The sequence below is a fragment of the Saccharothrix stipae genome, from assembly GCF_054781895.1.
This window is the reverse complement of the sequence record NZ_BAAGTN010000017.1, coordinates 27877-51305: the sequence shown is the minus strand read 5'-3', so window position 1 is coordinate 51305 and position 23429 is coordinate 27877. Positions and strand designations below refer to the sequence as shown.

At 72.2% G+C, this 23429-nt stretch carries 20 protein-coding genes; 17 read left to right on the top strand and 3 right to left on the bottom strand.

What is annotated here, in order from left to right:
- Positions 1-240: 240 nt before the first annotated feature.
- From ACYVLT_RS28085 to ACYVLT_RS28030, 12 genes are all read left to right on the top strand, one after another.
- On the top strand, positions 241-3135 hold the full coding sequence (locus ACYVLT_RS28085) for an AfsR/SARP family transcriptional regulator (RefSeq protein WP_461123216.1): 2895 nt from the start codon (positions 241-243) through the stop codon (positions 3133-3135).
- 44 nt (positions 3136-3179) lie between these two features.
- Entirely contained in the window at positions 3180-4994 is a 1815-nt protein-coding gene (locus ACYVLT_RS28080) for a type VII secretion-associated protein (protein WP_461123215.1), read from the top strand.
- Between the two features lie 16 nt (positions 4995-5010).
- On the top strand, positions 5011-5433 hold the full coding sequence (locus ACYVLT_RS28075) for a hypothetical protein (protein WP_461123214.1): 423 nt from the start codon (positions 5011-5013) through the stop codon (positions 5431-5433).
- A gap of 145 nt (positions 5434-5578) precedes the next feature.
- On the top strand, positions 5579-5890 hold the full coding sequence (locus ACYVLT_RS28070; RefSeq protein ID WP_360460305.1) for a WXG100 family type VII secretion target: 312 nt from the start codon (positions 5579-5581) through the stop codon (positions 5888-5890).
- A gap of 79 nt (positions 5891-5969) precedes the next feature.
- Positions 5970-6254, top strand: coding sequence for a WXG100 family type VII secretion target (locus ACYVLT_RS28065; protein ID WP_461123213.1), 285 nt, complete (start codon positions 5970-5972; stop codon positions 6252-6254).
- Positions 6255-6533: 279 nt separating this feature from the next.
- Positions 6534-6977 (top strand): 50S ribosomal protein L13, encoded by a 444-nt coding sequence (gene rplM, locus ACYVLT_RS28060; protein ID WP_033436749.1) that lies wholly within the window; start codon positions 6534-6536, stop codon positions 6975-6977.
- A complete protein-coding gene (gene rpsI / locus ACYVLT_RS28055; protein WP_461123212.1) occupies positions 6974-7615 on the top strand; it encodes a 30S ribosomal protein S9 in 642 nt (213 codons plus the stop codon). The genes rplM and rpsI overlap by 4 nt, the downstream gene beginning before the upstream one ends.
- A gap of 113 nt (positions 7616-7728) precedes the next feature.
- A complete protein-coding gene (gene glmM / locus ACYVLT_RS28050) occupies positions 7729-9063 on the top strand; it encodes a phosphoglucosamine mutase (RefSeq protein ID WP_461123211.1) in 1335 nt (444 codons plus the stop codon).
- A 24-nt stretch (positions 9064-9087) separates the two neighbouring features.
- Entirely contained in the window at positions 9088-9435 is a 348-nt protein-coding gene (locus tag ACYVLT_RS28045) for a hypothetical protein (protein WP_461123210.1), read from the top strand.
- Between the two features lie 170 nt (positions 9436-9605).
- A complete protein-coding gene (locus tag ACYVLT_RS28040) occupies positions 9606-9908 on the top strand; it encodes a hypothetical protein (protein ID WP_461123209.1) in 303 nt (100 codons plus the stop codon).
- A complete protein-coding gene (locus ACYVLT_RS28035) occupies positions 9908-12853 on the top strand; it encodes a WXG100 family type VII secretion target (protein WP_461123208.1) in 2946 nt (981 codons plus the stop codon). The genes ACYVLT_RS28040 and ACYVLT_RS28035 overlap by 1 nt, the downstream gene beginning before the upstream one ends.
- Positions 12850-13311 carry a hypothetical protein gene (locus ACYVLT_RS28030; protein ID WP_461123207.1) on the top strand — a complete coding sequence of 154 codons (462 nt, stop codon included), beginning with the start codon at positions 12850-12852 and terminating at the stop codon, positions 13309-13311. Before ACYVLT_RS28035 ends, ACYVLT_RS28030 begins: the two co-directional genes overlap by 4 nt.
- Before the next feature lie 78 nt (positions 13312-13389).
- Here ACYVLT_RS28030 and ACYVLT_RS28025 read toward each other — a convergent pair whose 3' ends face one another.
- Positions 13390-14214: a dienelactone hydrolase family protein gene (locus ACYVLT_RS28025; RefSeq protein WP_461123206.1), complete on the bottom strand. Its 825-nt coding sequence runs from the start codon at positions 14212-14214 to the stop codon at positions 13390-13392.
- A 134-nt stretch (positions 14215-14348) separates the two neighbouring features.
- On the opposite strand from ACYVLT_RS28025, the gene glmS reads away from it, so the two are divergent.
- From glmS to tsaE, 5 genes are all read left to right on the top strand, one after another.
- The gene (gene glmS, locus ACYVLT_RS28020; RefSeq protein WP_461123205.1) at positions 14349-16211 is read left to right on the top strand and encodes a glutamine--fructose-6-phosphate transaminase (isomerizing); all 1863 of its coding nucleotides are present in this window, start codon (positions 14349-14351) and stop codon (positions 16209-16211) included.
- Positions 16212-16226: 15 nt separating this feature from the next.
- A complete protein-coding gene (locus ACYVLT_RS28015; protein ID WP_461123204.1) occupies positions 16227-17621 on the top strand; it encodes an NAD(P)H-hydrate dehydratase in 1395 nt (464 codons plus the stop codon).
- Between the two features lie 199 nt (positions 17622-17820).
- Complete coding sequence (gene alr, locus ACYVLT_RS28010) at positions 17821-18933, top strand: alanine racemase (RefSeq protein ID WP_461123203.1); 1113 nt, start codon at positions 17821-17823, stop codon at positions 18931-18933.
- Entirely contained in the window at positions 18930-20033 is a 1104-nt protein-coding gene (locus tag ACYVLT_RS28005; protein WP_461123202.1) for an alpha/beta fold hydrolase, read from the top strand. The genes alr and ACYVLT_RS28005 overlap by 4 nt, the downstream gene beginning before the upstream one ends.
- A complete protein-coding gene (gene tsaE / locus ACYVLT_RS28000) occupies positions 20030-20488 on the top strand; it encodes a tRNA (adenosine(37)-N6)-threonylcarbamoyltransferase complex ATPase subunit type 1 TsaE (RefSeq protein ID WP_461123201.1) in 459 nt (152 codons plus the stop codon). Before ACYVLT_RS28005 ends, tsaE begins: the two co-directional genes overlap by 4 nt.
- Positions 20489-20832: 344 nt before the next feature.
- Here the strand turns inward: tsaE and ACYVLT_RS27995 are convergent, their stop codons facing one another.
- Both ACYVLT_RS27995 and ACYVLT_RS27990 read right to left on the bottom strand, forming a co-directional pair.
- Positions 20833-22056, bottom strand: coding sequence for a carboxyl transferase domain-containing protein (locus ACYVLT_RS27995; RefSeq protein WP_461123200.1), 1224 nt, complete (start codon positions 22054-22056; stop codon positions 20833-20835).
- A complete protein-coding gene (locus ACYVLT_RS27990) occupies positions 22053-23417 on the bottom strand; it encodes an acyl-CoA synthetase (RefSeq protein WP_461123199.1) in 1365 nt (454 codons plus the stop codon). The genes ACYVLT_RS27995 and ACYVLT_RS27990 overlap by 4 nt, the downstream gene beginning before the upstream one ends.
- Between the last annotated feature and the right edge of the window lie 12 nt (positions 23418-23429).

The window sequence follows — 23429 nt, the reverse complement described above, 5'->3', positions numbered from 1 at the left end:
TGCGGGCGGAATCGGCGCGACACCGAACGGTGAATTCCGGTACACCTGCCCCCGTCCGTGCGGGGGCCGCCGGGTCGCGCCGAGTCGCGTCCGCGCCGAAAGTCGTAAACTGACACGTCCGGGGGGAGGGGTAATGGCGACTGGTTCCACGCCACCGGCGCTCCTTCGTCAGGCTCGGCACGGTGGCCGTCGGCGCGGTGGCCCGCGGCACGTCCCGCGGCACCGGGGCGGGCGGTCGGTGTGACGGCGCTGCGGTTCAACGTCCTCGGCCCGCTGGAGGTGTGGCACGGCGACGGGCAGGTCCCGATCCCGGCCGGACGGGCGCGGGTGCTGCTGGCGACCCTGCTGATGCACGCCAACCAGCCGGTGTCGGTCGACGTGCTGGTCGACCGGCTGTGGGAGGGCGGCGTGCCGAACCCGGACCGGGTCAAGGCCACGTTGCAGATGGTGGTCCGGCGGCTGCGCCAGGCGCTGGGCGACGCCAACGTGGTCCGCACCACCACGAACGGGTACGTCGCCGAGGTCGAACCCGGTTCGCTGGACCTGCACCGGTTCCGCGAGCTCGCGGCGAACCGCGAGTACGCCGAGGCGCTGGCGCTGTGGCGGGGCGCGCCGCTGTCGGACGTGCGGTCGGACGTGCTGCACGCGGAGGAGGTCGAACCGCTGCTGGAGGAGCGGTTGGTCGTCCTGGAACGCCGGATCGAGGCCGACCTCGCGGCGGGCCGCGCCGGCGACCTCGTGCCCGAGCTGCGCTCGTTGACCAGGGCGCACCCGCTGCGGGAGCGGTTCTGGGGCCAGTTGATGCTCGCCCTGCACGGCAGCGACCAGCAGGCCGAGGCGCTGGCCGCGTTCCGCGCGGTGCGCGAGCTGCTGGCCGACGAGCTCGGCGTGGACCCGAGCGAGTACCTGCGCGCTGTGCACCGCACCGTCCTGGTCGGTGACGCCGAGCCCGCGCCCGCGCTCACCCCGTGGACCGCCCTGTGCCAGCTCCCGCCCGACACGGCGGACTTCATCGGCCGCGACGACCTCTACGCGGAAGCGTCGGCGCTGCTCACCTCGGACCCGACCGGGACGGCCGTGCCGGTGCTCGCGATCACCGGCGCGCCGGGCACCGGCAAGAGCACCCTGACGATCCGGATCGCGCACGCCCTGCGGGCCAGCTTCCCGGACGGCCAGCTGTTCGTCCGCCTCGACGGCGCGGGCAACGCGCCGCGCGACCCGGCCGAGGTGCTGGCCGAGCTGCTGACGGCGGTCGGCGTGAGCCCGTCGGCGGTGCCCGACCGGTTGGAGGCGCGTGCCGCCGCGTTCCGGTCCCACCTCGCCGACCGCGCGGTGCTGCTGGTGCTGGACGACGCCGCGGGCGTGGACCAGGTGCGGCACCTCCTGCCGGGCACCGCCAGCAGCGCCGTGCTGATCAGCAGCAGGCACCAGCTCGGCGGCCTGCCCGGCGTGCGGAGCCTGCGGGTGCCGCCGCTGGCCGCGCCGTCCGGCCTGGACCTGCTGGCCCGGATGATCGGCGAACGCCGGGTCGCCGACGAGGCGGAGGCCGCCGCGGCGATCGTGGAGGCGTGCGGCGGCCTGCCGCTGGCGCTGCGCATCGTGGGCGCCCGGCTGGCCGCGCGGCAGTCGTTGCCGCTGGCGAAGCTGGCCGTCCGGCTCGCCGACGAACGCCGCAGGCTGGACGAGCTGGCCACCAGCGACATGGAGGTCCGGGCCAGCCTGGAGCTGAGCTACGAGGCGTTGCCGCCGGACGCGGCGCTGGCGTTCCGCAGGCTGGGGCTGCTCGGCGCGTCCGACGTGGCGTCCTGGGTGGCCCGGGGGCTGACCGGGCTCGACGACCCCGAGCACGCGGTCGAGCAGCTGGTCGAGGCCAACCTGCTGGAGGACGTCGGCCGCGACGCGACCGGCGAGCCGCGGTACCGGCTGCACGACATCCTCGCCGTCTACGCCGCCGAACTGGCCCGCGCGGAGGAGGTCGAGTGCATCGACGAGGCCCTGCGCTGCTACGTCGAGGCGTTGCTGACCCTGGCCGACGCCGCGTCGCACCGCCTGCCGTCCGTGGTGGACGAGCTGCCGCCGGACCCGATCGAGCCGTCCCGGCTGCTGCCCGCCGCGGAGGTGGTGCGGCTGACCGCGGACGGCACGAGCTGGTTCCTGGCCGAGCAGGTGCACCTGGCCCAGGCGGTGGAGATCGCCGCCCACCGCGGTTGGGTCGCGCTCGCCGTCGCCCTGATCGAGCGGACGATGACGCACCTCGACGTCTACATCCCCCTCGACCGGGTGATCGAGCTCTACCGGTTGGTCGGCGACACCGCGGCCGAGGCGGGTGCGGACCGGCTGCGGTGGCGGATGGCGCTGGGCGAGTCGACCCAACGGGTGAAGCGGGCTTTGGACGAGTCGTTGCTGGCCGACATCGCGGCGTGCGCCGAGGGCTTCCGGGCCATCGGCGACCTGTCCGGCGAAGCCATCGCGCTGGCGGCGGTCGTCCACTACGGCTACCTGCACAGCGGGACCCCCGACATCGACCTCGCCCGCCGGGCGGCCGAGGTGGCCGAGCGCAGCGGCGTGCACAACGTCTACTGCTCGGTGCTGCGCGAGTACGCCTCGATGCTCGCCGCGTCCGGCCGGTACGCCGAGTCGTTGCCCCACTTCGCCGAGACGCTGGAGCTGACCCGCGCGTTCGAGGACCCGCTGCCCGCGGTGGGCGTGCTGTACCGGATCGCCCGGTACGCCATGGACAACGACGACCTCGACCGCGCGGTCGAGACGTCCGACCGGGCCATCGAACTGCTGCGGGGCGTGGACGACATGCGCGCGGTCGGGTACGTGTCGAGCCTGGCCGCCAGGGTGCGGCTCACCGTCGGCCGCGCCGCCGACGCGCTGCCCCTGGCCGAACGCGCCTACCGGATCTTCGTCGAGGTCGGTGAGAGCATCGGCGCGCCGGACGCGGTCGCCTCGATCGCCGAGGCCTGGCTCGGCCTCGGTCGGCCGGGAGAGGCGTTGCGGGTGCTGGAGCCCGCGCTGCGCCGGTACCACGACGTCGGGGCGGCGGAGGCGGTCGAGCGGATGCGGAAGGCCTTCGACCGGGCGCAGGAGGCGATCTCAAGACCAGCCGACGAACCGTCGGTGTCGTGAGGTATGCATATGCAGGCCCGCCCCGGCCGACGAGGGGATGACGGATGAGCTTGCACGTGGCGGTGGACTTCGGCACGTCCAGCACCTGCGTCGCCATGTCGCTGCACGGCCGGGAACCGCAGGTCGTCGTGGTCGACGGCCAGCCGATCGTGCCCTCCGCGGTGTTCGCCGCGGCGGACGGCACCCTGTTCGTCGGGCAGGAGGCCGAACGCCAGGCGGCGGTGGACCCGTCCCGCTACGAGCCGCACCCCAAGCGCCGCGTCGACGAGGGCGAGTTGCTGCTCGGCGCCAGCGTGCTGCCGGTGGTCGACGTCGTGCGGGCCGTGCTGACCAGGGCCGTCGACGAGGCGCGCCACGTGGCGGGCGGCGCGCGGGTCGACCTGCTCGTGCTCACCCACCCGGCCGACTGGGGTGCGATCCGCACCAGGGTGCTGCTCCAGGCCGCCCGCGGGCTCGGCCAGGAGCTCCGCCTGGTGCCCGAGCCGGTCGCGGCCGCGGTGTTCCACTCGGCGACCCACGCCATCCCCGACGGCGCGGCGCTGGCCGTGCTCGACCTCGGCGGCGGCACGGTCGACGCCAGCGTGGTGGCCCGCCAGGGCGGCACGTTCCGCGTGCTGGCCACCAAGGGCGACCCGGCCTTCGGCGGCGCGGACGTCGACCAGGCGCTGCTGGAGCACGTCGGCTCGCTCGTCTCGCCCGGCGACCCGCAGGCGTGGCGGCAGCTCGTGGAGGGCCGGGAGCTGTCCGACCGCCGCAAGCGCCGGGTGCTGCGCCAGGACGTGCGCGGTGCGAAGGAGACGCTGTCCCGGCACGCCTACACCGACGTGCCGATGCCGCCGCCGTTCCCCGACGCCCACGTCACCCGCACCGACCTGGAACGGCTGATCAGCACGCCGCTCAACCGCGCCGCCGCGCTGCTGGTGACCGCGGTGCGGGACGCCGGGCTCGACCCGCGCGGGCTCGCGGGGGTGTTCCTGGTGGGCGGGTCGAGCCGGATCCCGCTGGTGGCGCGCCTGGTGCTGGAGCAGTCCGGCGTGGTGCCCACGAGCATCGACCAGCCGGAGACCGTGGTGGCCCGCGGCGCGCTGCGGGCGGTGAGCGTGGACCCGTTGCGCACCGGCGCGCTGCCGGCGGGCCAGGGCGAGGTCACCCGGAAGATCACCGACGACCAGACCCGCAAGATCACCCGGCGGATCACCCCGCCGCCCTCGCCGCCGGGCGGGTTCGCGCAGCCGTCGTTCTTCCCCTCGCCCGTGCCCGCGCCGCCACCGCCGCGCCGCAGCCGGGTGCCGCTGCTCGTGGTCGCGGTCGTCGCGGTGGTCGCCGTCGTCGGCGGTTCCGTGGCGTACGCGCTGAGCCGCAACGGCGGCACGAAGGGCGGGGCGACCACGCCCAGCGCGTCCGCCACCACCACGTCCGGCGAGGCCGAGGGCAAGATCGTCGCGCAGTACGACTACCGCTTCGTCGCGCCGACCGGGTGGCAGCAGACCGGCGGCCAGGTCGAGGCCCGCCGGGTGCTGCTCAAGCCCGAGTCGCCGGAGTCCAACCTGGACGTCATCGCGGTGGAGGAGCGGTTGCTCAACTACAACGCCACCGAGGACCGGGCGCGGGCCGAGACCGAGCTGCGCGGCCAGTACGACCAGCGCGCCAACGTGTCCGACTTCGACGCTTCCGCCGACTTCGCCACCAAGGATGTCGTTTACTACCGGGAGGCGACGGACTCGGCCACCATCGACTGGTACGTGCTGTTCCAGGACGACGTCCAGGTCAGCGTCGGGTGCCAGTACGCGCAGGACGGGCGCGACCGGGTCCGCCCCGCGTGCGAGCAGGTCGTCCGCACGCTGACCGTGACCAGCTGACCTTGTGGGGAATGTGATGACCGGCACTCCGGAGGCGTTCGCCCGGTTCCGCGCCGACCTCGACGCGGCGGTGACCAGGGGACGGCGCGCGGCGGCGGCCGCGGGCGCGAAGGCCGCGGCCCAGCGCGACCGGAACCGGGAGTTGGCCGACCGGGCGAAGGCCAGGCAGGTCCAGCCGGACCGGCACGCGCCGACTTCACCGGACGTTCAACGGGTCGCCACCGGTTTCCGCCACCACCGCGGCCTGCCCGTGGAGCAGTTGCCTTCGGGCGCGGAACTGCTCACCCCGGAGAAATCGCGAGAGCAAACGGACGCGAATGCAAATTCAGTTCCGCCGCGCCCGGTGCTCGGTTCCCGCGCGGTTGCGGGTCCGAGTGGGCAACTGCCGCCCGACAGGGGCGATGACGAGGACTTTTCGCAAGCGCGAATCCTCTACTGAGCGCCATCCGCCACCCGGTGCGTTTACAACCGCAACGACTTCCCAAGAAGTCGCGACAGCGTGGAACCGGTCATGGCAAGGTCTGCGTCGTAAGAGGCGTACGAAGCAAGAACGCCTGATCTCATCGACCTAGGGGGCTCACCCAATGGCTGGTTACTCCACCGGACATCCCGAACTGATCGGTGCCGCCAAGGACATCGTCAGCACCAACGAGGGCATCCAGGGCATCCTGGGCCAGCTCGGGAGCACGATCGACGGTCTGGCCCCCGCCTGGAAGGGTGGCGCGGCCGAGGCGTTCGCGAAGCTGATGGAGCGCTTCCGCGAGGACGCCGACAAGCTGCAGAAGGCCCTCATGGACATCGCCGAGCAGATGGACCAGGGCGCGGCCACCTACCTCGCGCAGGAAGAGGAGCAGGCGGCGGAGATGTCGAACATCACCAGCCGTCTCGGCATGTGACCAGACGCATTCGTCTGAACGTTCTGCCAACAAGCACCTTTTTCCGCTCTTTTTCTGACTTCACTTCCAAGGGGAGACCATGGACATCAAGGTCGATTTCAGCGCCCTGAGCAGCGCGGCGGGCGACATCACCGGCCAGGCCGGCAAGGTCGATTCCGAGCTGGACAACCTGAAGAGCCGCCTCCAGCCCGTCATCGCGCAGTGGGAAGGTGGCGCTTCGGCCGCCTACCAGGACGCGCAGAACCGCTGGGACCAGGCCGCCGCCGGCCTCCAGCAGGTGCTGGCCCAGATCGGTTCCGCCGTCGCCTCCGCGACCGAGGCCTACCAGGCCGCCGAGCGCAAGAACGAGGGCCGCTGGGGCTGATCTGCCTCGCGACCCATCGCGGGCCCCGGGATCCTGGTGGATCCGGGGCCCGCGGGCGTGTTCCGGCCCGGTTCGCCAGGGGCGTTCGAGCCGGGTCGGGAGGGGTGGAGGGGGGTCGTTTTGACCCACGTCCACCCCAACCGGTATCTTCCTACGTTGTTGTGCGGTAACTGGTGCGCTCTACGCGTGCCTCGTGTTCTGGTCCTCTGCCCACCTGGGGTCTCTGGCCTGAGCAGCCGCCGCAATGACCCCAGACGCAAGTGACGACGAGGTAGACCCGTGCGCACGTACAGCCCGAAGCCCGGCGAGGTGACCCGAACCTGGCACGTGATCGACGCCCAGGACGTGGTGCTCGGTCGGCTCGCCACCCAGGCCGCGACGCTGCTGCGCGGCAAGCACAAGCCGACTTACGCCCCACACGTTGACACCGGTGACTTCGTCATCGTCATCAACGCGGACAAGGTGGCGTTGACCGGCAAGAAGCGTGATCAGGAGTTCGTGTACCGGCACTCCGGTTTTCCGGGCGGCCTGAGCCAGCGCTCGTTCGGCGAGGTGCTCGACACCCGCGCCGACCGGCTGGTCGAGAAGGCGATCAAGGGCATGCTGCCCAAGAACCGCCTCGGCCGCGCGATCGCGGGCAAGCTCAAGGTCTACACGGGCCCGAACCACCCGCACGCTGCGCAGCAGCCGCAGCCGTTCGAGATCAAGAAGGTCGCCCAGTGACCGAGCAGCAGACCGAGGACATCGACGTGACGACCCCTGAGGCCGAGCTCGACGCCGTCGAGGCGGACGCCACCGAGGCCGAGGCCACCGAGGCTCCGGCCACCGAAGCCGAGACCACCGAGGCCGACGCCCCGGAGGCCGACGGCACCGAGGTCGAGGCGACCGAGGCCCCCGCGGCTGAGGGCACCGACGCCGAGACCGCCGAAGTCGAGGCCACGCCCGTCGTGCGGCACACCCTCAACGCGGGTGCGCACCACCTCGCGCAGACCGTCGGCCGGCGCAAGCAGGCCATCGTCCGCGTGCGGCTCCTCCCCGGCACCGGCAAGTTCACCCTGAACGGGAAGTCGATGGACGACTACTTCCCGAACAAGGTGCACCAGCAGCTCATCCGTGAGCCCCTGGTGACGACGGAGAAGCCGGAGACGTTCGACGTCATCGCGACCCTGCGTGGCGGCGGCACCACCGGCCAGGCCGGTGCGCTGCGCCTCGCGATCGCGCGTGCGTTGATCGCGGTCGACTCCGAGGACCGCCCGGTGCTGAAGAAGGCCGGCTTCCTCACCCGTGACCCCCGGGTCAAGGAGCGGAAGAAGTACGGTCTGAAGAAGGCCCGCAAGGCGCCTCAGTACAGCAAGCGCTGACCTTTCCAGGTCAAGCGAGCACCATCCTGCGGGAGCAGTCAGTTCTTCGTCGAACTGCTGCTCCCGCAGTGCTTTCTCCCCGGTTGTGTGTGCACATGGAGGTCACGGCGATCATGGCTCGGCTGTTCGGCACCGACGGCGTACGCGGTCTCGCCAACGCGGACCTGACCCCGGAACTCGCGCTGTCCATCGCCGCGTCGGCGGCACGCGTGCTGGCCGAGCACGACCGCTCGCACCGCCCGGTGGCGGTGGTCGGCCGCGACCCGCGGGCCAGCGGCGAGATGTTGGAGGCGGCCGTGGTGGCCGGCCTCACATCGGCGGGCGCGGACGTGCTGCGGGCGGGCGTGCTGCCCACCCCGGCGGTCGCCTACCTGGTGTCGGCGCTGGGCGCGGACGTCGGCGTGATGATCTCCGCCTCGCACAACCCGATGCCCGACAACGGCCTCAAGCTGTTCGCCGCGGGCGGGCACAAGCTCCCCGACGCGGTCGAGGACGAGATCGAGCAGAAGCTGGGCGACCGCGACCACCGCCCGACCGGTGCGGGCATCGGCCGCGTCCGCGACATCGAGGACGCCGAGGGCCAGTACGTGCAGCACCTGCTGAAGGTGACGCCGCACCGCCTGGACGGCCTGAAGGTCGTGGTGGACTGCGCGAACGGCGCCGCGTCCGTGGCCGCGCCGGACGCCTACCGCCGTGCGGGCGCCGAGGTGGTCGAGATCCACACCGCGCCCGACGGGCTGAACATCAACGACGGCTGCGGCTCCAACCACGTCGGCCTGCTGCGTGCCGCGGTGGTCGAGCACGGCGCCGACCTGGGCATCGCCCACGACGGTGACGCGGACCGCTGCGTCGCCGTCGACGCCGACGGCAACGACCTCGACGGCGACCAGGTCATGGCGGTGCTGGCGCTGGGCATGCAGGAAGCCGGCGAGCTGACCGACAACACGCTGGTCGCCACCGTGATGAGCAACCTCGGCCTGCACCTGGCGATGCGCGAGCACGGCATCGACCTCAAGACCACCGCCGTGGGCGACCGCTACGTGCTGGAGGAGCTGCGCGCGGGCGGGTTCGCGCTGGGCGGCGAGCAGTCCGGGCACGTGATCCTCCCGGCGCACGCCACCACCGGTGACGGCCTGCTGACCGCGTTGCGCCTGATGGCGCGGATGGCGGAGACCGGCAAGCCGCTGGCCGAGCTGGCGGGCGTGATGCACCGGCTGCCGCAGGTGCTGATCAACGTGGTCGTCGGCGACAAGGCGGCGGTGGCGAAGGACGCGGCGGTCAACGAGGCGGTCGCCGCCGTGTCGGCCGAGCTGGGCGACACCGGCCGGGTGCTGCTGCGACCGTCGGGCACCGAGCAGCTGGTGCGGGTCATGGTCGAGGCGGCCACGCACGAGCTGGCGGAGTCCGCGGCACAGCGGCTGGCTGGTGTGGTTTCCTCGGTGCACTGACACGAGTCGTTCGGGGGTCCGGGGATGGGCAGCATCGGTTTCGTCGAGATGGCGATCATCGCGGTGGTGTTGATCGGCATCATCGTGGGGATCGTGGTGTTGGTGAAGAAGAGCGGCAGCAAGCAGGCCCCTCACCCCTACCCGGGTCAACACCCCGGTCAGCCCTATCCGGGCCAGCCGTACCCCGGTCAACCGCACCCCGGCCAACCGTATCCCGGTCAGCCGCACCCCGGTCAGCAGTTCCCGGGTCAGCAGCAGTTCCCGGGCCGGCCGCCGCAGGGCGGCCCGTACCCGGGTCAGCCGCCGCACGGCCAGAACCCTCCCCACGGTCACCAGCCGCCCCAGCCGCCGACCGGTCCGCCGCCGCAGTAGGGCCGGAGTCCGCGCACCGGCGTTTACACCTGCAAGGACCAGGCCGGAACCGCCGTCAGGCGGCTCGTCGGCCTGCCACGATGGGAACCGCACGCCGAAGCGTCGCGTCGAAAAGGGCGAGTCGTCGAGTTGGGTCGTGGCCTCCGGGCCACGGAGGGGAGTGGAGCGCCGTGGCCGGTTACGGCACCAGTACCGAGGCAATGCAAAAAGCCTCGAAGGGCATTTCCGATGCGGCGAGGGAGACGGCTGACGGGTTGAAGGACGTCGGTCAGACCCAGACGATCGCCCGTGATTTCGGTGAAGCGCACCAGCAGCACTTCACCAATTACAAGGCGGGGATCGACAACTTCGGCAAAGGCATCGTGAACATGGCGAGCGTGCTCGGCGGATTCGCCGGGAAGATCGCTTCCGGCGCTTCGACCTACGGCGACGTCGAATCCACCAACGCCGGTGACTTGGGGAGCCAGTACTGATGGCCGGTCCGAGCTGGAACGACGTCAAGGCCGTTCTCGACGACCCGAACGTGTCGGAGGACAAGAAGGCGGAGCTCATGCACGCCTACGTGTCCGAGACCGCGCCCTGGAACATCCCCGACGAGGCGAACACCTACAAGGACCGCTACGACACCTCCAGCCTGTGGAACTGGGGTGACGGCGCGTCCCGCGACGACGGCCTGAAGAACCGCTACGACGAGGCCAAGGCCGAGGGCGAGACCAACAGCTACAACTCGGAGGAGCAGACCAAGGCCGTCAACGAGGGCCAGGACCAGCTCGACGCGACGCGGCCGCCGACCTCGTCCGGCGCGGGCGTGAAGCTGTCCGACGAGCTGTTCGACGCGGGCAAGGCCGGGCTGAAGGTGTTCGAGAAGTTCGAGGGCATCTGGAACAACCGGCCGGGCGACTGCATCGGCAACACCACGGCGATCAACTACGCCGAGCAGATCCAGAAGCCGTACGACGAGCAGCGCGGGATCAACTTCCACAAGCTGCTCATGGAAGCCGACGAGTTCAGCACCGCCAAGTCCAAGATCGACGACATGAAGTCGGACGTGGACGGGCAGCTCAAGGGCCTGTACGGGGAGTGGGAAGGCCAGGCGGCCACCAAGTCCCACGAGCACTACACCGGCCAGATCGTGCCGAAGGTGACCGAGCTCGCCGACGCGTTCGACGGCGCGGCCAAGCTGACCCGCACCGCGGTCAAGGGCGTCTACCAGCTGTGCAAGAGCAAGGCCGACGAGGTCCTCGGCATGTACCGGGAGCAGATCGGCCAGGCGGACACGTACATGGCCGAGAAGGTCGTGTCGTTCGCTCGCGGCGAGGGCGACTACTCCAAGGACCGCGTGCTGGAGATCGCCGGCTGGGTCGACTCGAAAACCGGCAGCAACATCGCCGACCGGATCCACTCCGACGACTGCAGCCTGAACGACGAGAACCGCGACTACGCGATCAACCAGTGCAAGAAGTGGATCCGCGATTCGTTCAACCGCGAGTTCTGGCAGCTCTACGAGCAGTTCAAGACGTGCTGCACGGAGACCAAGTCCTCCGTTGACGCCCAGTGGGAGACGCTCGCCAACTACATGGCGGAGTTCGAGAACCCGTTCCCGGCGCCCGCGAGCGAAGAGGGTGGCGACAAAGGCGGGGACAAGGGCGGCGACAAGGGTGGCAACACCGGTGGCGGCACGGGTGGTGGTACCGGCGGCGGCACGGGTGGCGGCACCGGCGGTGGCGGCAGCGGTTCCGGTGGTGGTGGCGGCACGCCGCCGATGCCGGAGATGCCCAAGCCCGAGAACCCGCTGGACAAGGACGGCGACGGCAAGCCGGACGAGCTCAAGGTGCCCGGCGACACCGACGGCGACGGCAAGATCGACGACCTCGACGGTGACGGCAAGCCGGACGACCAGAACGGCGACGGCAAGCCCGACGGGCTCAAGGGCGAGGAAGAGCCGCCCGAGACCGTCACCATCAAGAGCGGCGACAACGAGATCAAGATCACCGAGCCGGACGAGAACGGCCACGTGCAGATCACCGTCGACACGCCGCAGAGCGAGCCGAAGACCTACGACGTCGACTTCAGCAACAACCCCGACGCGCTGAAGGCCCTGATGGGCCAGAACGGCGGGGCGGCGCTGGCGGGCGCGTTGGCCGGTGCGACGTCGACCACCGGCGCGGCCGTGCCCGGTGCCGCCGGCGGTGCGACCCCCGGCTCGACCGGCGCCGCGTTCGGCGTGGGCAACCAGGGCGAGGGCGCCGCGAACGGCGCGATCCCGATCGAGGCGGGCGCCGACGGCAAGGCGTTGATCGAGGCGGACGGCCTGTCCATCACCGCCGAGGTCGACCCGTTGACCGGTGAGATCAACCTGACCGTGGACAACGGCGACGGCACGCCGGAGGAGTACGGCGTGGAGTTCGGCGAGGACACCGCCGACTCCGGCGCGGGCGAGACGCCGAGCATCCCGGGCATGGACAACGCCGTGCCGCTGCCCGCCGAGGGCGAGCCGTTCGCCCCCGGTGAGGTCACCGCCCTGCCCGCCGACGCGGAATCGCTGGTCGGTCAACCGGAACCGCCGGCGGGCGCGGCGGTCGCGGGCGGCTTCACCGAGCCCGAGTTCGCCGCGGTGCCTGCCGCCGACGCGGGCTTCGCCGGCGGTGGCGGTGGCTTCGACGGTGGCGGTGGCGCGGCCGGCGGTGGTTTCGACGGTGGCGCGGCCGGCGGTGGTGTCGCGGGTGGCGGCTTCAGCGAGCCGCAGGCCGCCCCGATGCCCGCACCGGACAACTCGGGCTTCACCGGCGGCGTCGCCCCTGCCGCGAGCGGTCCCGTCTCCGGCGGCTTCACCGAGCCGGCCGGGTTCCAGGCACCGGCGGCCGCGTCGTCCCCGTCGTTCCAGGCCACCGGCTTCCAGTCGCCGGCCCCGTCCGAGGGCGGTTTCGGCGGTGGTTTCGCCGGCGGCTCCGGCAGCTCCGGCGGTGGTTTCGGCCAGTACAACACCGAGGGCCTCACGTCGGCGTCCGGCGCGTCGGTGCTCGGTGGCGGTTCCGGCTTCAACGGCGCGGACTCGGTGCTGGGTGGCGGCTCTTCCTCGTCCGGTTCGGACAGCACGTGGAGCAGCCCCCCGTCCAGCTCCGCCGACCAGGGCCTGGCGTCGGACACCTACGCCGCGCAGGCGGGCCAGGCCGGTTCCGCGACCCTCCCGTCGATGGGGGAGTCGCAGACCCCGGGCCAGCCCGGCGGTTCCGCCGTCGGTGGCGGCATGATGGGCGGCGGGATGATGGGCGGCGGCATGGCCGGCGGTGGTCAGCAGGGCGGTGGCGGCGACAACGAGCGCAGCAGCCCCGGGCAGTGGCGCACGACCGGGTCGCTGTTCGACGACGACGTCAGCCTCAGCCGCGTCCAGGGTGTGCTGGGTGAGGAGAGCCGATGAGCGTCGCGTCGGAGCGGTTGGCCGCGGCGATGAGCCGCATGGACCAGATCTCGCGGGAGCACGTCGATCGGCGTGAGCTGCGGGAGCGTCGCACGCGTGAGGCGCAGGAGCAGGCGCGCGACAGCTTCTCCAAGCAGGGCCAGGTCGCGCAGAAGATCGTCGAGCGGATCGAGGAGAACGAGAAGGCCCAGAAGGCCGCAGGTGGGTGGAACACCAAGGCGGCGACGGAGAAGAAGAGCGGCGAGTTCAAGTTCGGTGCCGAGGACGACGAGCCGACCTACGAGACCCCGCCCCCGGTGAGCACGTCGTGGACGACGCCGGCCCCGCCGCCCCCGGTCCAACCCCCGGCGGCCGCGCCCGTCCCGCCGCCACCGCCACCACCGGCCCGCCCGGCACCACGCCGACGCGCGCCGGTGGACGATGACGACGACTTCGGCGGCCAGAGCTGGCTGACCTGACCGGTCCTCCGGCCCCTCGACCCACCCGTCGATCACGAAGGTCGTCGGGCGCACGTCGAGGGGCCGGGGGAGTGCCGCTCAGCCGGCGGGCGCGCGGACCAGCGGGCCGCGCTGGAAGGTCAGCACCGCACCCTTCACGTCGCCGTCCAGCAGCGCGTCCCACTTCTTCTCGCCCTTGAGCGTCCGCAGCAGGAACGCCGTCATCAGCGCCCGCGCGAACTTCTGCGCCGCCCGCTCACCCTTGCCGTCGAGCAGCAGCTCGCTCCAGTGCCGCCCCTCCGCGAAGCCCAGGTGGCTGGTCTTCGGCAACGTCCGCAGCTGCACCGGTCCCTGCCAGGCCTCCGCGATCGCCTCCGCGTGACCGACCGGCGGCGCGATGCGGTCCTCCCCGCCGGCCAGGTGCAGCCCGGGCACGGCCACCCGCCGGGCGGCGTCCAGCGCCGACGGCCGGGTCTCCGACGCGGCCAACGTCACGACGGCCCGCACGCGCGGGTCGTCCGCGGCCGCCAGCACCGCCGCGCCTCCACCCATCGAGTGACCCGCCACCGCGAGCCGGGACGCGTCGACGCTGATCCCGCCGTCGCCCAGCCGCACGCCCGTGCACACGTCGAGGGTCGTCCGCAGGTTCCCGGCCAGCAGCCGCGACGACATCAGCGGCCCGCGCTGCGTCCCGGGTGCGGCGGCCACGAAACCCCACGACGCCAGGTGCCGCAGCAACGCCCGGTATCGCTCGACCGGCTGCAACCAGCCGTGACCGAAGGCCACCGCGGGCAGCCCCAGCCCGGCCGCGGGCGTGTAGACCAGGCCCGGTAGGCCGACCAGCGCCAGGTCGCCGCGCAGCACGGGGTGCTCGCCGGGCCTGCTGAGCTGGTCGAGCACCTGCTTCGCCGAGTAGCCGCTCACCACGCGAACGGTAGTCGATCGTGGTCGCACCGCGCACGCTTCGATTGGTCTACACCAATTACGCTCCTGACCTGCGCAAACGTGGCGAAGTGGCCCGTTCGGGTGACGGCCCTGGTCTAGTTACGCTAGGCGGCGTGTGCGGAATCGTGGGATATGTGGGACACAGGTCGGCGCTGGACGTCGTGCTCGACGGACTGCGACGGCTCGAATACCGGGGTTACGACTCGGCGGGCGTCGCCGTCCTCGACGGTGCCGGCGGCCTGGCCGTCGAGCGCAAGGCCGGTCGCCTGGCGAACCTGGAGGCCCGCCTGGACGAGGTCGGCCGCGACGCCTTCACCGGCACCGCCGGCATGGGCCACACCCGCTGGGCCACCCACGGCGCCCCCATCGACCGCAACTCCCACCCGCACTGCGACGTCACCGGCCGCGTCGCCGTCGTCCACAACGGCATCATCGAGAACTTCGCCGCCCTGCGCGCCGAGCTCGAGGCCGACGGCGTCGAGATGGCCAGCGACACCGACACCGAGACGACCGCGCACCTCATCGCCCGCGCGTACGACGACGGCGACACCAAGGGCGACCTGGTGGCCAGCGTCCGCACGGTGGTCCGCCGCCTCGAAGGCGCGTTCACCCTCGTCGTCACCCATGCCGATCACCCGGACGTGGTCGTCGCCGCACGCCGTTCGTCGCCGCTCGTGGTGGGCGTCGGCGAGGGCGAGACGTTCGTCGCCAGCGACGTGTCGGCGTTCATCGAGCACACCCGCGAGGCCGTCGAACTCGGCCAGGACCAGCTCGTGGTGATCGACCGCGACGGCTACCGGGTCACCGACTTCGACGGCGCGGACGCCGCGGCCAAGCCGTTCACGGTCAACTGGGACCTGTCGGCCGCCGAGAAGGGCGGCCACGAGTACTTCATGCTCAAGGAGATCGAGGAGCAGCCGGAAGCGCTGGCCAACACGCTGCGCGGGCACTTCCGCGACGGCCGGATCGTGCTGGACGAGCAGCGCCTGTCCGACCAGGACCTGCGCGACGTGGACAAGGTCTTCGTGGTGGCCTGCGGCTCGGCCTACCACTCCGGCCTGGTCGCCAAGTACGCCATCGAGCACTGGACGCGGCTGCCCGTCGAGGTCGAGCTGGCCAGCGAGTTCCGCTACCGCGACCCGGTGCTGGACCGCGACACGCTCGTCGTCGCCGTCTCCCAGTCGGGTGAAACGGCCGACACGTTGGAGGCCGTCCGGCACGCGCGGTCGCAGAAGGCCCGCGTGCTGGCGGTGTGCAACACCAACGGCGCGCAGATCCCGCGCGAGTCCGACGCCGTGCTCTACACGCACGCGGGCCCGGAGATCGGTGTCGCGTCGACCAAGGCGTTCCTCGCCCAGATCGCGGCGAACTACCTGGTCGGCCTGGCCCTGGCGCAGGCGCGCGGGACGAAGTACCCCGACGAGGTGGCGCAGGAGTTCCACCAGCTGGAGGCCATGCCGGACGCGGTGCAGAAGGTGCTGGGCACCGTCGAGCAGGTCCGCGCGCTCGGCCGTGAGCTGGCCGACTCCAAGGCGGTGCTGTTCCTCGGTCGGCACGTCGGCTACCCGGTGGCGCTCGAAGGCGCGTTGAAGCTCAAGGAACTGGCCTACATGCACGCGGAGGGCTTCGCGGCGGGCGAGTTGAAGCACGGCCCGATCGCGTTGATCGAGGAGGGCCTGCCGGTGGTCGTGATCATGCCGTCGCCCAAGGGTCGGGCGGTGCTGCACTCGAAGCTGGTGTCGAACATCTCGGAGATCCAGGCCAGGGGTGCCCGCACGATCGTGATCGCTGAAGAGGGTGACGAGACCGTTCGCCCGTTCGCGGATCACCTGATCGAGATCCCGGCGGTGTCGACGCTGCTCCAGCCGTTGATCTCCACGGTGCCGTTGCAGGTGCTGGCCGCGGAGATCGCGCGCAGCCGCGGTTACGACGTGGACAAGCCCCGCAACCTCGCGAAGTCCGTCACCGTCGAGTAGGGCAGGCTTGACCCCATGCGGGGTCTGTGGACGACGGATCGGGTCAGGGCGGCGGAGGAACGCGTCATGGCGGTCGTGCCGCCCGGCACGCTCATGCGCCGGGCGGCGTTCGGCGTGGCGGTCGTCGCGGCGGAGCTGCTGGCGGGCGGGCGGCGGGTCGGCCTGCTCGTCGGCACGGGTGACAACGGTGGTGACGCGCTGTGGGCGGGCTACTACCTCCGCAAGCGCGGCGTCACCGTGTCCGCCGTCCTGCTGACACCTGATCGTGTGCACGCCGAGGGCTTGGCCGCGTTCCGCCGGGTCGGCGGTCGGGTGGTCGACCGCCTGGCCGACGTCGACCTGGTGATCGACGGGATCGTGGGGCTGTCCGCCCGCGGCCCGTTGCGCCCGGACGCCGCCGAGCACGTGGCGCACCTCGACGCGCCCGTGCTGTCGGTCGACCTGCCCAGCGGCATCGACCCGGACACCGGCGCGGTCTCCGGTCCCGCCGTGCGCGCGCACACCACCGTGACGTTCGGCTGCCTCAAGCCCGTGCACGCCTTGGCGGACTGCGGCGACGTGCGGCTGGTCGACATCGGGGTGGGCGGCGAGCTGCACGGGCCCGACCTGCTCGAACTGGACGTCGCCGACGTCGGCGACGCGTGGCCGGTGCCGGGGCCGGAGGACGACAAGTACACCCAGGGCGTGACCGGTGTCGCGGCCGGTTCGGCGACCTACCCCGGTGCCGCGGTGCTGGCGACCGGCGCGGCGTTGCTGTCGACGTCCGGCCTGGTCAGGTATGCCGGTGCGGCGGCCGAGGGCGTCCGGGCGCGGTGGCCGGAGGCGATCTGCACCGGGTCGATCACCGACGCCGGCCGCGTGCAGGCGTGGGTCGTCGGTCCCGGCCTGGGCACCGGTCTGGGCGCGGAGGCGGTCCTCCGGAGCGTCCTGGAGGCCGGTGTCCCGGTGTGCGCGGACGCCGACGCGATCACCATGCTGGCCAACAACCCGGACCTGTGGGACGCCCGCGACCCCGACGCGCCGCTCGTCCTGACACCGCACGACCGCGAGTTCGAGCGGCTCGCCGGACCAGTGGGCCCTGATCGGGTGACGGCCGCCCGCAAGGCCGCCGAGCGGTTCAACGCCGTGGTGCTGCTGAAGGGCCACGCCACCGTCGTCGCCGGCCCCGACGGCCGCGTCCTGGTCAACCGCGCCCGCTCGTCGTGGGCCGCGACCGCCGGCTCCGGCGACGTCCTCTCCGGCGTCCTGGGCTCCCTCCTGGCCGCCGGCCTGGACCCGGTCCTGGCCGCGGGCTGCGCGGCGAAGGTCCACGTCATCGCCGCCGACCTGGCCGCCGACGGCGCCCCCATCCCCGCCACCGCGCTCCTGCGCTCGATCCCCGACGCCATCCGCGCCGTCCGCCCCCTCTGACCCCCGCGAGAGTCCTACCTCCAGCCCGCGAGAGTCCTACGTCCACGCACCCCGAATTCAACGCTCACCGGCCGTCCGAGCGTTGAACTCAGGGGTCCTGAACGTAGGACTCTCGCGACGCGAACGTAGGACTCTCGGGTTCTGGAGGTTCGACTCGCGCGTTCGCGGCGGTCGGGGCTGTGTCACCATGAGCGGCGTTATGGCTGCTCCTCGCGCTGAGGTCGTGATCGACCTCGACAACCTCCGGCACAACGTCGCCCACCTCGACGCCCTCGCGCCGAACGCCGACACGATGGCCGTCGTCAAGGCCGACGGCTACGGGCACGGCGCCGTGGAAGTGGCCAGAGCCGCCGTGGAGGCAGGCGCCACCTGGCTCGGCTCCTGCTCGCTCGCCGAGGCCCTCGCCCTGCGCGCGGCCGGGCTCACCGCGCCGATCCTGGCCTGGCTCGACCCGCCCGGCACCGACTACGCCCCCGGCGTCGAGCAGGACGTCGACCTGGCCGCGTCCTCGCTCACCCAGCTGGAGGAGATCTCGGCGGCGGCGGACAAGGCCGGCAAGACGGCGCGCGTGCACCTCAAGATCGACACCGGCCTGTCCCGCAACGGCTGCCCGGCCGCCGAGTGGCCCGAGCTGGTCGAGCGGGCCGCCAAGACCCACAACGTCGAAGTTCACTCGATCTGGTCACACCTGGCCGTCGCCGACGAGATCGGCCACCGCGCCACCGACGCCCAGGCCGAGCGCTTCGACGACGCCTACCGCGAAGCCCTGGCCGCGGGCCTCGACCCGCACCGGCACATCGCCAACTCCGCCGCCCTCATCACCCGCCCGGACCTGCACCTCGACCTCGTCCGCCCGGGCATCGCGATCTACGGCCTCAACCCCGTCCCGGTCCCGACCGACCTGCGGCCCGTGATGACGTTCCGGTCCGCGGTCGCCCTGGCCAAGCGCATCCCGGCCGGGGAATCGGTGTCCTACGGGCTGAGCTGGACCGCCGCGAGCGACACGAACCTGGCCCTGGTGCCCGTCGGTTACGCCGACGGCGTGCCGCGCAGTTTGTCGAACCGGATGGACGTCTGGCTCGCCGGACGCCGCCGCCCGGTGGTCGGCCGCGTCTGCATGGACCAGGTCGTGGTCGACTGCGGTGACGACGCGGTGGCGGAGGGGGACGAGGTCGTGCTGTTCGGACCCGGCCGCGACGGCGAGCCGACGGCCCGCGAGTGGGCCGACACCACCGGCACCATCGACTACGAGATCGTCACCGGCATGTACCGACCGCGCGTCACCCGGACGTATGTCGGGACACGCCGATGAACACCGTGTGGAAGGCCGTCGGCTGGGCGGGCGGCATCCTCGGCGCGGCCGCGACCGGCGTCGCGGTGGGCGTCGCCGCCAACCAGAAGAAGGTCTCGAACGACCGCCAAGCCGACGACCCGCTCGCCGACGAGCCGCTGGGCCGCCTCACCCCCACCCGCGAGTCCACCGTCGCGGCGGACGACGGCGTGCCCCTGTCGGCCGAGGAAGTCGACCCGGTCGACGGCGGCCGACCCGAGGTCACCGTCGTCCTCGTGCACGGTTTCGCCCTGGACCGCCGCTGCTGGCACTTCCAGCGCCGGGACCTGGCCGCGCTGACCGAGCCGCGCGTCCGCCAGGTCCTCTACGACCAGCGCAGCCACGGCCGCTCCGGCCGCTCCACGGCCGAGGGCAGCACGATCGAGCAGTGCGCCAAGGACCTCGACGCGGTCATCCGCACGATGGCGCCCGAAGGCCCGTTGGTGCTGGTCGGCCACTCCATGGGCGGCATGACGATCATGGCGCTGGCCGAGCAGCGGCCCGACCTGTTCGCCGACCGCGTGCGCGGCGTCGCACTCGTCGGCACGGCGGCGGGCGCGGTCGGCGGCGCGGGCCTGCCTAAGTCCGTGCTGTCCCGCCACAACCCGGTGACGCTCGGCGTCGGCAGGCTCGCCGGCCTGCAACCGGGCCTGGTCGAGTGGGTCAGGCGCCGCGCGTCCACGCTGACGTGGAGCGGGATCCGCGCGCTGGCCTTCGGAACCGGCAAGGTCAGCCCGTCGTTGGTCGACCTGATGGAACAGATGATCAACCGCACGACGGTGCAGGTGCTCACCGAGTTCCTGGAAACCCTCGGCACCCACAACCGCTACAAGGCGCTGGCCGGCCTGCGGCACTGCGAGGTGCTCGTCATCAGCGGCGACGCGGACAAGCTGACGCCGTTCTCGCACGCCGAGCGGATGGCCGAGGAGATGCCGCACGGCGAACTGGTCCGCGTGTCCGGCGCGGGCCACATGCTCATGTTGGAACAACCAGACCTGGTCACCGGACACCTGGTCGGTGTGGTTCGGCGCAGTGCCGCCGAACCGTCGGAAAGCAGGCGGCGGTGGTGGCGACGAGCGTGAGCGTGACGCTCCCCGAGGTGCACGACACCGAGGAGTTCGGGCGCAAGTTGGGTGGCCTGGTGCGGGGCGGTGACCTGCTGCTGCTGTCCGGCCCGTTGGGCGCGGGCAAGACGGCGCTGGTGCGCGGCCTGGCCGACGGCCTCGGCGTGGCGGGCCGGGTGAGCTCGCCGACGTTCGTGATCGCCCGCGTCCACGACCCCGCCCCGAACGGCCGCGGCGTGCCCCTCGTGCACGTCGACGCCTACCGGCTCGGCGGCAACCTGGACGAGCTGGACGACCTCGACCTCGACACCGACCTCGTGGACGCCGTCGTGGCCGTCGAGTGGGGCGAGGGCGCGGCCGAACGGCTGTCCGAGGACCACCTGCTGATCAGGCTGGAACGCCGGGACGACGACGTGCGAATCGCCCACCTCCACCCCCACGGCACCTGGGTCGACCGCGCCCTACCCGCCTGACCCCCACAAAAACCCAACAGCACTCCCCACCCCTCCACTGCCACGCCCTTCCCCAAAAAGAAGGGGTTCGTGTCATCCCGCCGACCTGGCGCAGCCCTACCGCGCGTGTCAAGGGGGCGCTGTCCGGTCTTGCCCGGTGTGGGTCCCTTGCCGCCCCCTTGACACGTGTGGTTGCCCTTGTGGAGGTCGGCGGGATGACACGAAACCCGACCCACGACGCAGCCGCACTGGACCGCCAAACCCCGTCATCCTGCTGATCTGCCCGTCCGGCGAGGACGCTCTTGATCTTTTAACCTCCCCCTGGCCCGACCAACCCCCTGCCCAGCCCTCTGCCCAGCCCCCACCTACCGCTCCGAAATCCCACGCACCACACCAAGCTCCACCAAATCCTGCGGCCGCAGCCTCAAGTCGTCGGCGAGCCGACGCACGTCCTCGCGCTTCAGGATCGCCGCCGCCAACTCCGGTGCGATCACCGAGAAGTAGGCGTCCGGCGTGATCCACGTGTGCTCCGGCGACGACAGCGCCAACGCCCCACCCGACCCACCCTCCCCGATGACCAACGTCGTGATCGGCACACGTGCCTCCGCGACCGCGGCGAACAGTTCCGCGATCGCCGCCCCCACACCGGCCCGCTCGGCCGCCGCGTCGTTCGCCGCGCCCGGCGTGTCGACCAACGTCAGCACCGGCAGTGCCAACCGCGACGCCAGCCGGATCAGGCGGGCCGCGGTGCGGAAGCCGGCCGGGGTGTTGGCCGTGCCGGTCTGCGCCGCGAACGCGATCGCCCGCCCACCCCGCCGCCCGATGCCGCACAGCATCCCCGCATCCACCCCACCCGCCCGGTCGCCACTGATCGGCACCCGCGAGTCGAAGTAGTCGTCCAAGTACTCGCCCGCCCGAGGACGCTCCGGAGCGCGCGCTCGCAGCACCGCGCTCCACCCGTCCTCGGGCAAGTCCTCAGCACCCAGCGCACGCGGCACCTCGGCCGGCACGGCGTCACCACTCGTCAGCACGTCGAGGACCCGCCTGACCGTCGCGTCCACCTCGTCCGGCCGCACCACCACGTCGACCGTGCCGGCCGCGAACTGGCCCTCCGCCGTGTACGCGGGGTCGTCGCGGTCACCGGCCGGCCGCACCCGGCTGCCCGCGAACCCGACCTGCGCGCCGGACACCCCGACCACGACGTCCGCACCGGCGCCCAGCGACGCCCACAGGCCACCGGTGGTCGGATCCCCGAGCACGGACACGTGCGGCAGACCGACCTCACGATGTGCCGCGCACAGCCGCGCCACCCGCTGGAGCTGCCGCAACGACAGCATCCCCTCCTGCATCCGGCTGCCGCCGGTCGCGATCTTCGACACCACCGGCAGCCACGCCGACCGCGCCTCGGTGAACGCCCCCTCGATCAACGCGCCGGTCGCCGTGCCCACCGAACCACCCAGGAACCGGAAGTCGAACGTGACCTCCACCGCGTGCGGCAGCCGTCGCCACGACACCGACTCGACGCCGCCGGACCGCTCCCGCGCCCGGTCGAGCTGCGCCTCGTACCCCGGCCAGCCGAGGGGGTTCACCGCAGCTCCCGCTTCAGCACCTTGCCCATGTCGTTGCGCGGCAACGCGTCCACGTACCGAACCACCCTCGGCCGCTTGTGCGGCGACAACAGCCGCGCCACGTGATCGCTCAACACCTCGGGCGCAGGCGGCTCGCCGTCCGCCACGACCCACGCCACCACCCGCTCGCCCAGGTCTTCGTCCGGCTCGCCGGTCACCGCCGCCTCGGCCACCGACGGGTGCTCCAGCAGGGCGTTCTCGATCTCACCGGCGCCGATCTTGTAACCACCGCTCTTGATCAGGTCCGTGGCCCGGCGGCCGACGATCCGCACGTACCCGTCCGGCTCGACCACGGCCAGGTCGCCGGTGCGGAACCAGCCATCCCGCAACGCCTCCCGCGTCGCGTCCGGCCGGTTCAGGTACCCCAAGAACAGGTTCGGCCCGCGCACCTCAATCTCCCCGACCCCATCCCCACCCCCCTCCCCAAGCCCTTCCCCAACCACCCGCAGCTCGACCCCGTCCAACGGCACCCCCACCGTCCCGGGCCTCCGATCACCGTCCACGCGAACGCTGGTGTTCATCAACGTCTCGGTCATCCCGTACCGCTCGACCACCCGCTGCCCGGTCAGCCGCTCGATCCGCTCGTGCACGGACGCGGGCAGCGCGGCCGATCCCGACACCAGCAGCCGCGCCTTCCCGAACGCCTCGGCGTGCTCGGGCTCCGCCGCGATCCGGTGGTACATCGTGGGCACGCCGAACATCATCGTGCCGCCGCCGCGCAACGCCTCGGCGGCCTTCGCCACGCTGAACGACCCGAGGTGGTGCACGGTCCCACCGCGCCGCAACGGCCCGAGCACACCGACACCGAGGCCGTGCACGTGGAACAAGGGCAGGCCGTGCACCACCACGTCGTCCTCGGTCCACGCCCACGCCTTCGCCAACGCGTCCAGGTTCGTGGCCAACGCCCGCCTCGGCAGCACCACCCCTTTGGGTGGCCCCGTCGTGCCGCTCGTGTACACGATCAACGCGGGCGCCTCGCCTCCCGGCTCCGGCAGGTCGACCGCCGGCCCCGACGGCAGCTCGTCGTCGATCACGAGGTCGGGTGCGCTGTCGGCGAGGATGTGGGCGAGCTCGCGCTCCCCGATCTTGGGGTTCAACGGCACCACCGGCACACCCGCCAGCAACGCACCGACGACCACCACGCACGTCTCGGCCGTCGATCGGGCCCACACCGCGACCCGCCGCCTGCCGACCAACCCGTGCGCGACCGCACGCGCCTCCCGCGCCAACTGCTCGTACGTCAGCTCCCTCTCCGGGAACCGCAACGCGGTTTTCAACGACGACAACGACGACGACGCTGAGGTCAGCGCTGGCAGCAGCATCCCCTTACAGTG

Coding starts and splice junctions, on each gene's coding strand:
- ACYVLT_RS28035 (WP_461123208.1), top strand. CDS start 9,908: ATGGCCGGTCCGAGCTGGAACGACGTCAAGGCCGTTCTCGACGACCCG.
- glmM (WP_461123211.1), top strand. CDS start 7,729: ATGGCTCGGCTGTTCGGCACCGACGGCGTACGCGGTCTCGCCAACGCG.
- ACYVLT_RS28030 (WP_461123207.1), top strand. CDS start 12,850: ATGAGCGTCGCGTCGGAGCGGTTGGCCGCGGCGATGAGCCGCATGGAC.
- ACYVLT_RS28015 (WP_461123204.1), top strand. CDS start 16,227: ATGCGGGGTCTGTGGACGACGGATCGGGTCAGGGCGGCGGAGGAACGC.
- ACYVLT_RS28070 (WP_360460305.1), top strand. CDS start 5,579: ATGGCTGGTTACTCCACCGGACATCCCGAACTGATCGGTGCCGCCAAG.
- ACYVLT_RS28065 (WP_461123213.1), top strand. CDS start 5,970: ATGGACATCAAGGTCGATTTCAGCGCCCTGAGCAGCGCGGCGGGCGAC.
- ACYVLT_RS28075 (WP_461123214.1), top strand. CDS start 5,011: ATGACCGGCACTCCGGAGGCGTTCGCCCGGTTCCGCGCCGACCTCGAC.
- alr (WP_461123203.1), top strand. CDS start 17,821: ATGGCTGCTCCTCGCGCTGAGGTCGTGATCGACCTCGACAACCTCCGG.
- ACYVLT_RS28005 (WP_461123202.1), top strand. CDS start 18,930: ATGAACACCGTGTGGAAGGCCGTCGGCTGGGCGGGCGGCATCCTCGGC.
- ACYVLT_RS28080 (WP_461123215.1), top strand. CDS start 3,180: ATGAGCTTGCACGTGGCGGTGGACTTCGGCACGTCCAGCACCTGCGTC.
- ACYVLT_RS28045 (WP_461123210.1), top strand. CDS start 9,088: ATGGGCAGCATCGGTTTCGTCGAGATGGCGATCATCGCGGTGGTGTTG.
- ACYVLT_RS27990 (WP_461123199.1), bottom strand. CDS start 23,417: ATGCTGCTGCCAGCGCTGACCTCAGCGTCGTCGTCGTTGTCGTCGTTG.